Annotated in this window: 14 protein-coding genes; 6 read left to right on the plus strand and 8 right to left on the minus strand. The window is 68.5% G+C overall.

Annotated features, from left to right (window positions below; translation table 11 throughout):
• Window positions 1-30: 30 nt before the first annotated feature.
• From ACIA12_RS10905 to ACIA12_RS10915, 3 genes are read right to left on the minus strand one after another with little or no spacing between them, the layout of a single operon-like run.
• On the minus strand, window positions 31-831 hold the full coding sequence (locus ACIA12_RS10905) for a class I SAM-dependent methyltransferase (RefSeq protein WP_396366720.1): 801 nt from the start codon (window positions 829-831) through the stop codon (window positions 31-33).
• A gap of 23 nt (window positions 832-854) precedes the next feature.
• A complete protein-coding gene (locus ACIA12_RS10910; RefSeq protein WP_396366721.1) occupies window positions 855-1,877 on the minus strand; it encodes a threonine aldolase family protein in 1,023 nt (340 codons plus the stop codon).
• Window positions 1,874-3,247: a class II 3-deoxy-7-phosphoheptulonate synthase gene (locus ACIA12_RS10915; protein ID WP_396366722.1), complete on the minus strand. Its 1,374-nt coding sequence runs from the start codon at window positions 3,245-3,247 to the stop codon at window positions 1,874-1,876. Before ACIA12_RS10915 ends, ACIA12_RS10910 begins: the two co-directional genes overlap by 4 nt.
• A 248-nt stretch (window positions 3,248-3,495) precedes the next feature.
• Between ACIA12_RS10915 and ACIA12_RS10920 the strand changes: the two genes are divergently transcribed.
• Window positions 3,496-4,635 (plus strand): type IV toxin-antitoxin system AbiEi family antitoxin domain-containing protein, encoded by a 1,140-nt coding sequence (locus ACIA12_RS10920; protein WP_396366723.1) that lies wholly within the window; start codon window positions 3,496-3,498, stop codon window positions 4,633-4,635.
• On the opposite strand, the gene ACIA12_RS10925 is transcribed toward ACIA12_RS10920, so the two are convergent.
• Both ACIA12_RS10925 and ACIA12_RS10930 read right to left on the minus strand, forming a co-directional pair.
• On the minus strand, window positions 4,632-5,024 hold the full coding sequence (locus ACIA12_RS10925; protein WP_396366724.1) for a DUF2237 family protein: 393 nt from the start codon (window positions 5,022-5,024) through the stop codon (window positions 4,632-4,634). The two genes, ACIA12_RS10920 and ACIA12_RS10925, sit on opposite strands and share 4 nt — an antisense overlap.
• Before the next feature lie 9 nt (window positions 5,025-5,033).
• On the minus strand, window positions 5,034-5,822 hold the full coding sequence (locus ACIA12_RS10930) for a lysophospholipid acyltransferase family protein (protein WP_363817497.1): 789 nt from the start codon (window positions 5,820-5,822) through the stop codon (window positions 5,034-5,036).
• A gap of 208 nt (window positions 5,823-6,030) precedes the next feature.
• Here ACIA12_RS10930 and ACIA12_RS10935 point away from each other — a divergent pair, with 208 nt between their 5' ends.
• The 5 genes from ACIA12_RS10935 to ACIA12_RS10955 all read left to right on the plus strand — a co-directional run bounded on the left by ACIA12_RS10935 (window position 6,031) and on the right by ACIA12_RS10955 (window position 10,064).
• Window positions 6,031-6,795: an alpha/beta hydrolase gene (locus tag ACIA12_RS10935; RefSeq protein ID WP_396366725.1), complete on the plus strand. Its 765-nt coding sequence runs from the start codon at window positions 6,031-6,033 to the stop codon at window positions 6,793-6,795.
• Window positions 6,788-7,585: a hypothetical protein gene (locus tag ACIA12_RS10940; RefSeq protein ID WP_396366726.1), complete on the plus strand. Its 798-nt coding sequence runs from the start codon at window positions 6,788-6,790 to the stop codon at window positions 7,583-7,585. Before ACIA12_RS10935 ends, ACIA12_RS10940 begins: the two co-directional genes overlap by 8 nt.
• A 64-nt stretch (window positions 7,586-7,649) precedes the next feature.
• Window positions 7,650-8,879, plus strand: coding sequence for a TIGR00300 family protein (locus tag ACIA12_RS10945; RefSeq protein ID WP_396366727.1), 1,230 nt, complete (start codon window positions 7,650-7,652; stop codon window positions 8,877-8,879).
• A gap of 31 nt (window positions 8,880-8,910) precedes the next feature.
• Window positions 8,911-9,297, plus strand: a complete 387-nt coding sequence (locus ACIA12_RS10950; protein WP_396366728.1) for a VOC family protein — start codon at window positions 8,911-8,913, stop codon at window positions 9,295-9,297.
• Window positions 9,298-9,314: 17 nt separating this feature from the next.
• On the plus strand, window positions 9,315-10,064 hold the full coding sequence (locus ACIA12_RS10955; RefSeq protein WP_396366729.1) for an enoyl-CoA hydratase-related protein: 750 nt from the start codon (window positions 9,315-9,317) through the stop codon (window positions 10,062-10,064).
• A gap of 89 nt (window positions 10,065-10,153) precedes the next feature.
• On the opposite strand, the gene ACIA12_RS10960 is transcribed toward ACIA12_RS10955, so the two are convergent.
• The 3 genes from ACIA12_RS10960 to ACIA12_RS10970 are packed head-to-tail and all read right to left on the minus strand — an operon-like array spanning window position 10,154 to window position 12,860.
• On the minus strand, window positions 10,154-10,915 hold the full coding sequence (locus ACIA12_RS10960) for an SDR family oxidoreductase (RefSeq protein ID WP_396366730.1): 762 nt from the start codon (window positions 10,913-10,915) through the stop codon (window positions 10,154-10,156).
• A 41-nt stretch (window positions 10,916-10,956) separates the two neighbouring features.
• Window positions 10,957-11,718 (minus strand): endonuclease/exonuclease/phosphatase family protein, encoded by a 762-nt coding sequence (locus ACIA12_RS10965; RefSeq protein WP_396366731.1) that lies wholly within the window; start codon window positions 11,716-11,718, stop codon window positions 10,957-10,959.
• Window positions 11,715-12,860, minus strand: coding sequence for an ROK family glucokinase (locus ACIA12_RS10970; RefSeq protein ID WP_396366732.1), 1,146 nt, complete (start codon window positions 12,858-12,860; stop codon window positions 11,715-11,717). The genes ACIA12_RS10965 and ACIA12_RS10970 overlap by 4 nt, the downstream gene beginning before the upstream one ends.
• Between the last annotated feature and the right edge of the window lie 31 nt (window positions 12,861-12,891).

The raw sequence follows: 12,891 nt of genomic DNA on the forward strand, positions 1-12,891 counted from the left end.
CCCCGAATGCTGTGACCCGACGCCCGAAGCCTATCTCGCGGGGTTTTGCGCGACGCGGGCGACGCAGACGAAGTGCAAGGTCGCGCCGAGCAGGTCGGGCAGTTCGCAGGTCGCCCGGAGCATGGCGAAGAACTCCTCGGGCTCCTGCCCTTCGATCGTCTCGGGCGACAGCCGAGCGGCGAGACCCTGCAGATTCCGCGTCCGCAGTACCTCGAAGCCGGCCTCGCTGAGCGCCTCCTGGGCGGCACCCGGCCAGCCGCGGTACTGCTGCATGCCCAGGTGCATCGTCGGTCCGCCGCCGCTCAGCCGCTCGACCTCGCGCAGGTCACCCGCTTCGACCGCCTCGACGAGATTCCGGTACGGCGAGATGTAGGCGGCGACCAGGATGCCGCCCGGACGCAATACCCGCCGGGCCTCCCGCAGCGCCGCGAGCCGTTCGTCGTGGGTGACGAGGTGGTAGAGCGGGCCCATCAGCAGTACCGCGTCGAACGACTCCGGCGCCAGCCAGCCGAGATCTGTCGCCGAGCCTGTTCGGCAGAACAGCACCGCGTCGGACCGTACTCGCTCTTCGAACAGCCGCAGAGACTCCGCCGACAGGTCGCTCAGGCCTACCCGACAGCCCTTGTCCAGGAGGTACTCGGCGTAGCGGCCCGGGCCGGCGGCCGCGTCGAGGACCTCAGCGCCCGGCCTGACGACGTACTCGTCCAGCAGGTCGGCGGTGAGCGCGAACTCCGCCCGGTTCAGCAACGAGCGATCGAGACGCTCGTACTCCGAAACCGCATACCGGTCGTAGACCCGAGCGACCGCATCCTGATCCGTCGACTCAGCCATTCCACCCCAGTATCCCGCCTCGGCTAGCTGATGATGCGGGCGATCGTTTCCGCTGCCGTGCGGACGTCGGCGGGTGAGACGTCGAGGTGGGTGACCAGGCGGAGTTGGGTGGCGCCTACTCCGCCGACCAGCACGCCTTCCGCCTTGGCTCCCGCGACGACCTCGGCGACCGTCTTGCCGGTGGCTGCGAGGTCGGCGACGACGATGTTGGTGTCGACCTGGTCGGGCTTGACCGAACCCGGCGCCGCGTCGGCGAGGATCTCGGCGATCTGGCGGGCGTTGGCGTGGTCTTCGGCCAGGCGCTCGACATTGTTGTTGATCGCGTAGAGGCCGGCGGCGGCCAGTACGCCGGCTTGGCGCCAGCCTGCGCCAAGGCGTTTGCGCCATACGCGTGCCTCCTTGACCAGCTCGGCCGAGCCGACCAGGACCGAGCCGACGGGAGCGCCAAGGCCTTTGCTGAGGCAGACGCTGGCGGCGGCTGCTCGAGAGGCGTAGGACTTCAGCGAGACGCCCGAGGCGACGGACGCGTTCCAGAGCCGGGCGCCGTCGAGGTGGAGGGGCATGCCGATGGAGTCGAGCTCGTCGGCCAGGGCGTCGTACGAGCGCTGGATGGCGCCGCCGCCGAAGTTGTGGGTGTTCTCGACGGAGACGGCTGCCGTCTGGACGAAGTACGGGCCGAGGTCGGGGGCGATCAGGGTACGGATCTGCTCCAGGTCGATCTGGCCGGCCGGGGCGCTCCAGGTGCGGGTGGTGACGCCGCTGATTGCCGCATGCGCGCCCAGCTCGGCGCGGGCGATGTGGGCGCTCGCCTCACAGAGCACCTCGGAGCCCGGCGCGACGAGCGCCCGGACGCCGAGGATGTTCGCCAGCGACCCGGTCACCGTGAACAGCCCGGCCTCATGCCCGAGCAGGTCCGCGACAGCTTCTTCAAGTTCGGTGACTGTCGGGTCTTCGCCGTACACATCGTCGCCGACAGGCGCACTTGTCATCGCCGCCAGCATGCCCGCAGAAGGCTTGGTGACGGTGTCCGACCGTAGATCGATCATGCTCGTGCACCTCGTAGGCGTTCGGCCACGAGGAAGGCGAGTTCGAGGGACTGATGACGGTTGAGGCGCGGGTCGCAGGCGGTCTCGTACCGGTTGACGAGGTCCTCGGCGACCAATTCCTCGCCGCCGCCGAGGCACTCGGTGACGTCGTCGCCGGTGAGCTCGATGTGCATGCCGCCCGGCCAGGTACCGACCTGTTCGTGCGCGTCGAAGAATCCCTGGACCTCGTCGATGACGTCGTCGAAGTTGCGGGTCTTGTAGCCGTTCGGCGTCTCGTAGGTGTTGCCGTGCATCGGGTCGCACACCCACGCGATCGGCGAGCCGTGGTCGCGGACCGCCTCCAGCAGCGGCGGCAGCCCGTCGCGGATCTTGCCCGCGCCCATCCGGGTGATGAAGGTCAGCCGGCCCTCGATGCCCTTCGGGTTCAGCTTGTCGATCAGTGCGCGGATGTACTCCGGGGTCGTGGTCGGCCCGATCTTGACGCCGAGCGGATTGCTCAGCGTGGACAGGAACTCCACGTGCGCGCCGTCCAGCTGACGAGTCCGCTCCCCCACCCAGAGCAGGTGCCCGGACACGTCGTACGGCAGCTCGGTCCGCGAGTCGATCCGGGTCAGGGCGTGTTCGTACTCGAGGATGAGCGCCTCGTGCGAGGCGTAGAAGTCGACCGTCTTGAACTCGTCGGCGGTCGCCCCGCAGGCGCGCATGAAGGCCAGCGCCCGCTCGATCTCACCGGCCAGCTGCTCGTAGCGCTGCCCGACCGGCGAGGACTTCACGAAGTCGGTGTTCCAGGCGTGTACCTGGTGCAGGTCGGCGTACCCACCCGTGGTGAACGCGCGGGTCAGGTTCAGCGTCGCGGCGGCCGCGTTGTAGACGCCACGCAGCCGCTCCGGGTCCGGGATCCGCGACTTCTCGGTGAACTCCAGCCCGTTGACCGCGTCACCCCGGTACGACGGCAGCGTCACGCCGTCGCGCGTCTCGTCACCGGAGCTGCGCGGCTTCGCGTACTGCCCGGCGATCCGCCCGACCTTCACGACCGGCACGCTCGCGGCGTACTGGAGCACGACCGACATCTGCAGCAGCACCCGGAGCTTGGCCCGGATGTTCTCGGCAGTAACCCCGTCGAACGTCTCCGCGCAGTCACCCCCCTGCAGCAGGAAGGCCTCACCGCGCGCGACCGCGCCGATCTTGGTCGTCAGGTCGTCACACTCACCCGCGAACACCAGCGGCGGCAACGTCCGGAGCTGCCTGATGACGTCGTTCAACGCGACCTGGTCCGGCCACTCGGGCTGCTGCAGGGGCTTCAGCGCCCGCAGCTCCTCGAGAGTCGGAACCCCAGGCACTTCCCCCGCACTCAACGTCGCAAATTGCATGCCCCCAGCCTATTCCAGCCATCTCACCCCTCGCCCGCCCGTCTCACCCAGCCGGTACTGCCCTCCGCCCGCCGTCCGGCTCACCACCTCTGCGGCGTCCCACCGATCTGGCGCATTTGGGGAGGCAAATACCCCGATTCGGGGGCAAGATCCGCCCCAGCCCTGGCCAAAATCCTCCTCGGACCGGGTTGTCCACAGGGTAACGGGAAGGGAGGCTCCGGGCGAGGAAGTGAGGGCATCTTGTCTGTGTGGATATCGATCAGCAGGGGTCGGCGCCAGCGGCGCTGATGGGTGGGGGTGATGAGTCGGTTCGGTTGTTCGTGGAGTTGCGGCGGAGACAGAAGGGAGCCTTCAGCCGGGCACAGGCGTTGGAGCACGGGATCACCGACAAGGTGCTTCAACGGAGGTGCCGGGCGCGGCAACTGCAGCGGGTGCATCACGGCGTGTACGTCGACTTCACCGGTCCGTTGCCGTGGGAAACCAGAATGTGGGCTGCCTGGCTCGCCTGCGGGCCGGAGGCTGCCCTGACCGGCAAGACGGCGCTCCGGTACTACGGGATGGAGGGCGACTGGGATCACGACGACCCGATCCACCTGGCCGTGCCGCACGCGCGTCGCGTCGATCGTCGGGCAAAGATTCTCGTGGCCCGCTGGCGCGAGTTCGATTCGCGGTTGAACCCCACTCGCAAGCCACCGACCGTACGGCTGGAGATCGCCCTGCTGACGACCGCGAGCGGGGAACGAGAGACGGCACGGCAAGCAGCGATGCTCCTGGACGCCTGTCGCCAGCGCCGGACGACCCCTCAACGGCTGCTGGCTGAGCTGGAGACGCTGGGGCAGTTGCCCAGGCGAGATGTGATCCGGCAGATCCTGCTCGACGCAGCGGACGGTGTGCAGTCGTTCCTCGAACAGGTCTATCTGCGCCGGGTCGAGCGCGCTCACGGCCTGCCCGTTGCCGACCGCCAGGTCCGAGCCGTGACAACTGCCGGCTCGGCCTCGACCGGGTTTACGACCGCTGCCCCGGACCTGTCCTCGAAGCGAGTCGTCTTTCGCGACGTCGAGTATTCGCCGTACGGCGTGATCGTCGAGGTCGACGGCCGGCTTGGCCATTCCGATGCGCTGTCCCGCTGGCGTGACATGAGCCGGGACAACGCCGCTGCGACAAGCGGGAAGCTCACCCTGCGATTCGGGTACCAGTTGGTCAGCCACCCCTGCGAAACCGCAGCGCAAGTGGTGACCGCCTTGCATCAGCGCGGCTGGACCGGCACCCCTCGCCCCTGCTCCCCCACCTGTGCACTTGGGGAGGAACCTGTCCGGGGCCGGGGAGGCGGATACCCCGATCCGGGGGCAACATCTTCCCCAACCCGGGCGAGAAACCTCCCCGGTTAGCCCAGTGAGCTGAGGTCTGGTGGGACGTCGACCGCGTGCTCCCGCAGCACGCTCAGCGGGATGGTGTCGAGGGACCGAGCATGGGTGGAAGCCAGTACTACGGGAGCCGCGGCGCCGGCGTGGTACGCCTGGAGCCAGCGGGCCGCGACGACGCACCAGCGGTCGCCGGGGCGGAGGCCGGCGAAGTTGAACTCGGGGCGTGGGGTGGACAGATCGTTGCCGACGGACGCCTGATGGGTCAGGAACTCGGAGGTCATCACGGCGCAGACCGTGTGGCTGCCGAGGTCCTCGGGGCCGGTGGTGCAGCAGCCGTCGCGGAAGAAGCCGGTGACCGGGTCGGTGCCGCATTCCTGGAGCACCTCGCCCAGGACGTTGAGTTCGCTCTCCATCGAGTGCGGTCAGGAGGCCTTGGTGTCGCCGAGGCGGGGCTTGATGTGGTCGTCGACCGACTCGCCGGCCTTGATGAGTTCCTTGGCCTTCTCGGCGTACATGTCGACGTACTCCTGGCCGGACAGCTCCATCAGGGCGTACATGATCTCGTCGGTGACCGAGCGCAGCACGAACCGGTCGCGCTCCATTCCCTCGTACCGGGAGAAGTCGAGCGGTTTGCCGATCGACACGCCGGGGCGGATGAGCCTGGGCAGCCGACGGCCAGGCTCGCGGATCAGGAACTTCGGCCAGACCGAGCCGGGCGGATTCAGCTTCTCGGTGTCGATCATCGCCACCGGGATGACCGGTACGCCGGCCACGATCGCCATCCGGGCCACGCCGGTCTTGCCCTTGTAGAGCCGGCCGTCGGGCGAGCGGGTGCCCTCGGGGTAGATGCCGAACAGCTCACCTTTGGCGAGGATCTCCAGCCCGGTGTTCAGCGCGGCCAGCGAGGCGCGCCCACCGGAGCGGTCGATCGGGATCTGGCCGATCGAGCGGAAGAAGGTCGCCATCAGGCGGCCCTTCAGCCCGGGCGCGGTGAAGTACTCCGACTTGGCCGGGAAGATGATCTGGCGTGGCACCGCGACCGGCAGGAACACCGAATCGGTGAACGCCAGGTGGTTGCTGACCAGCAGCGCCGGCCCGGTCGAGGGAATGTTCTCCAGCCCCTCGACCCTGGGACGGAAGAGGAGCTTCGCAATCGGTCCGACGAAAAACCGCCTGAGGAACAGGTACAGCAACGCCTTCACCTCCGTCACTCGGCCGAGAGCCTACGTTCCACCATCCTCTACAAGCAACGTGACCGCCAGGAATAGGCGGGTTGCACTCTGTGTTGTCCTGTGGTTGCAGACTGGGTGCGACGTCGGTCACGACTGATTGACGACACCCGTGCCGGGGTGGGCGGGTGGCCCTGTGGCTGCGACCATTGGCATCTGTTGGATCCATGCGACCCGTCGAGGAGTACCCGTGGCAGTGCAAGCTCACGCGGAGGAGTTCCGCAGCCCAGGGTCCGGTGTGAACGCCGCGACCGGGGTGCTGCTGAGCCACGGCTTCACCGGCTCGCCGAAGTCGATGCGGCCGTTCGCTGAGCACCTGGCGGCCGAGGGCTACGGGGTCGCGGTACCGCGGCTGCCTGGGCACGGTACGAGCTGGCAGGAGATGAACACCACTCGCTGGCAGGACTGGTACGCCGTACTCGACAACGAGCTGGAGCGGCTGCGCAAGGAGCATGACCAGGTGTTCGTGGGCGGGCTGTCGATGGGCGGTTGCCTGGTGTTACGGCTCGCCGAGCAGCACGGGGCGGACATCTCGGGTGTGATCCTGGTCAACCCATCCGTCCGTACCGACGACAAGCGGCTCGTGTTGCTCCCGGTGCTGCAGCGGCTCACAGGGTCCTTCCCCGGCATCTCGAACGACATCAAGAAGCCCGGCGTCGACGAGGGCGCCTACTCCCGGCTGCCGCTGCGCGCGCTCCACTCGCTGTCGCAGCTCTGGACGCTCACCCGGACGGACCTGGCCAAGGTCACCCAGCCGGTGCTGCTTTTCCGCAGTACTGTCGACCATGTCGTGGAACCGAGCTCGGGCCGGGCGATCCTGGCGGCGATCTCGTCCCGCGACGTGACCGAAACCCTGCTCGAGGACAGCTACCACGTGGCCACTCTGGACAACGACGCACCCCGCATCTTCGCCGACACCACCACCTTCATCGCTCGGATCACCGCCAATGCGTGACAACGGCCTGACCGCACCCGCCTACACCTCCATGGGCGGCATAGACCCTCAACTGGCCGAACCAGTCCTCAAGGCCCTGGCAGAAGCCGGCATCGCGGCGTACTGCGAGGCTCCGGGCGGGGTCGCGCCGGCGGACGACGTACCGAAGGAATCGGCTGAAGCAGACGCCGAGGCCGGTACCAAGCCGGAGAGCGCTGCCGTCTCCGAGACAGCCGCGCCGGCGCCCGCGAAAGCTGACGAAGTTCCTCCGGCGCGGATTCCGGTGGGGTTCGAGGAGATTTTTGTTGATGCTGAGGCCGAGGTTAAGGCTCGGGGGGTGATTGCTCGGAGTACTGAGGATGCTGAGTGGGCGTCTTTGGTGGAGCAGTTCAACTTGCCGTCGGCGGAGGGGCATGACGCGACTCCGGTGCCGCGGTGGCCCGCCAGCGAGGATGTGGACGAGGGGTCGTACGAGCCGCTCATCGACGTACCGGCCGGGTTGATCGTCGGGGACACCGACGAGGATCCGCCGGAGGAGCCGCCCGCCCGTCGGCGTGAGGACCATACCGAGCACTTCGTACCGCCGGAGCCGCCCAAGGGCCCGAAGCTGGACTGGATCAGCAGAGCCGCCTGGCTCGGGCTGATCGGCGGGCCGCTGCTGCTGATCCTGGCCGCGCTGCTCGACTTCGGCACCGGCCGGATCACCACCCTCGCGGTGGTCGGATTCATCGGCGGATTCCTCACCCTGGTGATCCGGATGAAGGACCGGCTGCCACCCGAGGACACCCCGGACGATGGCGCCGTCGTCTAGCCGTTAGGCTGCAGATCGTCGGACAATCCGACGAGATGAGCTGGGACGAAAAGGGGAGGCACCCGTGCAGGTCACCGAGACGGTCGAGATCACCGGTCACCTGATGGATACCGGGTTGCTGTCCCGGGTCCTCGACGACATCCGCGGGTACGGCGGCGAGTACACGCTGGACAAGTTCGACCTCGGGTACGACAAGGACGACCCGTCCACCGTCCGGATGACCGTCGGCGCGGAGGACGAGGAAGCGCTCCAGCGGCTGCTGATGCGGATCCAGACCAAGGGCGCCAACCTGGTCAACCCCGGTACGCCGGAGATCTCCGAAGTACTCCAGGACGGCGTCTTCCCGGACGGGTTCTACTCGACCACGAACCTGCCGACCAGCGTCCGGCTGAACGGCCACTGGGTCCCGGTCCGCAACCCCGAGATGGACTGCGGCCTGCTGGTCGAGGGCGAGGACGTCCGGACCATCCCGATGTCCGAGGTGAAGGCCGGCATGCGGATCATCTCCAGCGCCCAGGGCGTCAAGGTCACTCCCCCGATCGTCGCGAGCAGCGAGGAGTCGTTCGGCTTCATGGAGTCGGACGTGTCCAGCGAGAAGCCGCAGGGCGTCCTGGTCAAGCAGGTCGCCGAGGGCATGCGCGAGGCGAAAGCGGCTGGGCTCAAGGTGCTTTGGGTCGGCGGCCCCGGCATCGTCCACACCGGCGCCGCGCCGGCCATGGTCGCGATCGTCGAGGCCGGTTTCGTCGACGTCATGTTCGCCGGCAACGCGCTCGCCACGCACGACATCGAGTCGTCCTTGTACGGTACGTCGCTCGGCGTCGACCTGGCTCGCGGCCGCGGGGTCGAGCACGGGCACGAGCACCACATCCGCGCGATCAACACGATCCGCAAGGCCGGCTCGATCGCCGCGGCCGTCGAGTCCGGCGTACTGACCTCGGGCGTGATGCACGCGCTGGTCAAGAAGGGCAACAAGTTCGTCCTGGTCGGCTCGGTCCGCGACGACGGCCCGCTGCCGGACGTCTACACCGACGTACTGGCCGGCCAGCGAGCGATGCGCGCCGAACTCGAAGGCGTCGGCTACTGCCTGATGGCCGCCACCATGCTGCACTCAGTTGCCACCGGCAACATCCTGCCCGCGTCCGTACCGCTCACCTGCGTCGACATCAACCCCGCCACCGTCACCAAGCTCGCCGACCGCGGCTCGGCGCAGGCCCGCGGCATCGTCACCGACGTCGGCCTCTTCATCGAACACCTCGCCCGCGAGCTCTCCCCGGCGTACGCCGACGCCAACTGACTTTGTCGGTGGTGGGTGCCATGGTGGATCCATGGCACTCAGGACGAAGGCTCACTGGTTCGGTGTGGTACTCAACTCCCCCGACCCGAAGGCGCTGGCCGACTTCTACCAGCGCCTGCTCGGGTGGACTCTGTATCCCTCCGATGACGACTCCGACTTCGTCAGCCTCGCGCCGTCGGAGGAGGCGGGCTACAACCTGGCTTTCCAGCGCGAGGATCTGTACGAACGCCCGGTCTGGCCGGCTGAGGAGGGCAAGCCGCAGATGCAGCTTCATCTCGACCTGGAGGTGGACTCGCTCGACGCGGCGGTCGCGCATGCTGTCGAGTGCGGTGCGGAGCTGCCGGAGTTCCAGCCGCAGGACAACGTCCGTGTGATGCTCGACCCAGATGGCCATCCGTTCTGCCTCTATCTGGGTTGAGCAGGCAGGATGGGTCCATGACGGAACTCGTGCACCTGGCGGTTGTCGACGGCGTCGCGACGATCACGCTGGACTCGCCGGACAACAAGAACGCGCTCTCCCAGCAGCTGACCGGCGAGCTGCTGGCTCACCTGGAGACGGCCGACGGGGATGACGCTGTCCGGGTGATCGTGATCCGGTCTGCGCTGGATGTGTTCTGCTCCGGGGCGGACCTGTCCGAGGCGACGTCGGTCGGGATGAAGGTCGGCGCGCAGCGGATGGTCGACGTCCAGCGTGCGATCGTCGCCAACTCCAAGCCGATCATCACTCGCGTCGCCGGGCCGGTGCGGGCCGGCGGCATCGGCATCGTAGCCGCGTCGGACATCAGTATCGCGGGGCACAGCGCGACCTTCGCCCTCACCGAAGTACGGCTCGGGCTGGCGGCTGCGACGATCTCGCTGACGGTGATCCCTCGTCTGACGGATCGGGCTGCCTCCCTCACCTACCTCACCGGCGACAGCTTCGACGGCGTCAAGGCAGCCGACCTCGGCCTGGTTACGCAGTCGGTCCCCGACGCGGAGGTCGACTACGCCCTCGCCGAAACCCTCAAGTCGCTCCTCAAAGGCGCCCCCCAGGGCCTGCGCGAGTCCAAGAAACTCCTCAACCGGGAACTCCTCGCCGACATCGATGCCCGAGGCACCGACCTGGCCGAGCTGTCCGCCAGTCTCTTCGGCTCCCCCGCGGCCCAAGAAGCAATGCTCGCTTTCCTGAACCGCAAGAAGAACTAACCCACCTGTCCCACCGCCGGCGTGCGGGGTGCGGGGTGCGGGGTGCGGGGTGCGGGGTGCGGGGTGCGGGGTGCGGGGTGCTGGCGAGGTTACTGGAAGCCGCCGTTGCTGTGCAGGAGTTGTGCGTTGATCCAGCCGCCCTCCGGCGAGCACAGGAAGGCGACCAGGTTGGCGGTGTCGCGCGGCTGCCCCGGTCGCTTGATCGGGTTCTCGGCGGCGAACCGCTCGACCATTTCCGGTGTCATCCAGCCGGTGTCGATCGGGCCGGGGTTGATCACGTTGGCGGTGATGCCGAGGTCGGTCAGCTCCCGCGCCGCGGCCAGCGTGATCCGGTCGAGGGCGCCCTTGCTCGCTCCGTACGGCAGGTTGCCGGCCGTGTGATCGCTGGTCAACGCGATGATCCTGCCGTCGCCGTACGGCGCGGAGTACTGCTCGGCGAAGGCCTTGATGAGCAGCCAGACCGCCCGGGCGTTGACCGCGAAGTGCCGGTCGAAGCTCTCGATCGTGGTGTCGAGGATGCCGCTGTTCACCGACTCGCAATGCGCCATCACGAGCGCCTGTACCGGACCAAGCGCCTCATTGGTCGCGCGCAACACCTCGGCCGGCACTCCGGGATCCTCGAAGTCGCCCTCGACCGAGAAGACGCGTGCCCCGTGACCGGCCAGTACGCCGGTGATCTCGTCGCGGGCGGCCGTGTCCTGGCCCCAGGGCATCCGGTCGTCGTACCCGGAGTAGTACGTGAACGCGACATCCCATCCAGTCGCCGCCAGCCGCTCCGCGAGCCCGGCACCGATGCCAACCCGCCGCCCCACACCCGTCACCAAGGCCACCGGTCGCTTCTGCTCGCTCATCCCGCCATCCTGCCGACCGCCACCGCAATGCACAAAAGCTTTTAGCCAAGCGGAAGGGTGAGCTCAATCAGCATCGGGAGGTGGTCGGAGGCGGCGGCCAGGTCGGCGCGGGTGACGCCTTCGATGGAGTCGAGGGGGATCACTCGGCCTGACAGGCCTGGGGAGAGGTGGGCGCCGTCGATGCGTTTGACCGGGTTGTCGGAGTGGAAGGTGTTGCCGGCGTTGATGCCCAGGTCGGTCAGGCCCTCGGCGGCGAGGCGGTTCCAGACGGGGCCGCCTGGCTCTTCGTTGAGGTCGCCGACCAGGAGGTAAGGCAGGTTGAAGGACTTGCAGCCGCGTAGTACCTGCTCTAGCTCGTGTTGCCGGCCACGGATGTGCAGGCCGAGGTGACAGACCACCAGGGCCAGGTCGACTCCGCCGAGGGTGGTCCGGCCGCCGACCGATCCGCCGGGGAGCTGGGTCGCGATGAAGCGGAAGCGCCGGCGGACGAACGGCCGCCAGACCCTCCAGTGCAAGGGATCCGCGAGGTCGATGCCATCAGCAACCAAGATCGCGTTGCGCGCCGAGGCCGCGATGTACCGGAGGCCGAAGCTCGCCGCCATCGCCTCGCGCTTGCGCCGGGTGCCCCACCAGGTCGGAGCTTCCTGAACCAGCATGACGTCGGGTTTGCAGGCCCGCACCACCCGAGCCAGCGCGTCCCGGTCATCGCCCCACCGATGCACGTTGTACGAAAGCACCCGCATCGCCGGACCGGCCGCGTCCTTTTCATTGCTCGCGGCAACCGGCTCAAGGCCGTCCGTCATGCCTCGGTGTCGCCGTTCAGTTCGGCGGGGGCCGGTTCTTTCAAGGGCTCGGCTGTGCGCATGCCGGTACGGCGGCCGACTGACTTGCGGGCGGCTCGTTCGAGGCGGGTTGAGCGGGCGCCGCGGGCGGCGGCCGTCTTGGCTGTGACTGCGGTCGTCTTGACTCGGACCCGGCGCAGCCAGGTTGCCTCTTCGCGGGCCAGGTCGGCAGCACCGACCATGCCGGCTTCAGGGCCGAGTACCGCGCGCACGATCCGTGCCTCGGGCCGGAACCCGCGCCCGGTCAGCGTCCGCTTGAACGCCTCCCGCGCCGGCGCCAGCAACAACTCCCCCGCGTCCGACACGCCGCCACCGATCACGAACGTACCGGGGTCGAGCGCAGCGGCCAGGTTGGCCAGTCCGATGCCGAGCCAGCGGCCGACATCCTCCAGCAACTCGACAGCAACCGGATCGCCGTCCTTGGCGAGCGCGGTGACCATCGGACCGTTGATCTTGCGCGGGTCGCCGTCGGCCGCCCGCAGCAGGTTGTGCGCGACCGGCGAACCGGACAGCGCCAGCTCGCGAGCCTCACGCGTCAACGCGTTGCCGGAGGCGTACTGCTCCCAGCAGCCACGGTTGCCGCACTCGCAGCGGTGCCCGCCCGGTACGACCTGCATGTGCCCGAACTCGCCCGCGATACCGAACTTGCCGCGCTGCAGAGCACCGTCGTTGAGGATCGCGCCGCCGATACCGGTACCGAGCGTGACGCAGACCAGATGACTCTCCCCCTGGCCGCCACCGAACCGCCACTCCGACCAGGCGGCCGCGTTGGCGTCGTTCTCGACTACCACCGGCAGCCCGAGGCGACGCTCGACGGCGTCGCGCAACGGCTCGTGCCGCCAGGCCAGGTGCGGGGCGAACAGTACGGACGAACGCGTCCCGTCGACGAAGCCGGCCGCGCCGATCCCGACCGCGATCACGTCGTGCCGCGACTCGAGGTCGTGCACGATCTCGGCGATCGCGTCCTCGGTCTCGCGCGGGTCCTTGGTGGGCGTGTCCCGGCGCAACCGGTCCAGGATGTTGCCCTCCGGGTCGACCACTCCGGCAGCCACCTTGGTGCCACCGATGTCGATCCCGATCGTCAGCGCCTGCGTCAGAGCCATCGCTCGACCCTCCTGATGAATCCCCCGGATT

This window comes from Kribbella sp. NPDC051620 (assembly GCF_044453825.1).
Taxonomy (GTDB): domain Bacteria; phylum Actinomycetota; class Actinomycetes; order Propionibacteriales; family Kribbellaceae; genus Kribbella.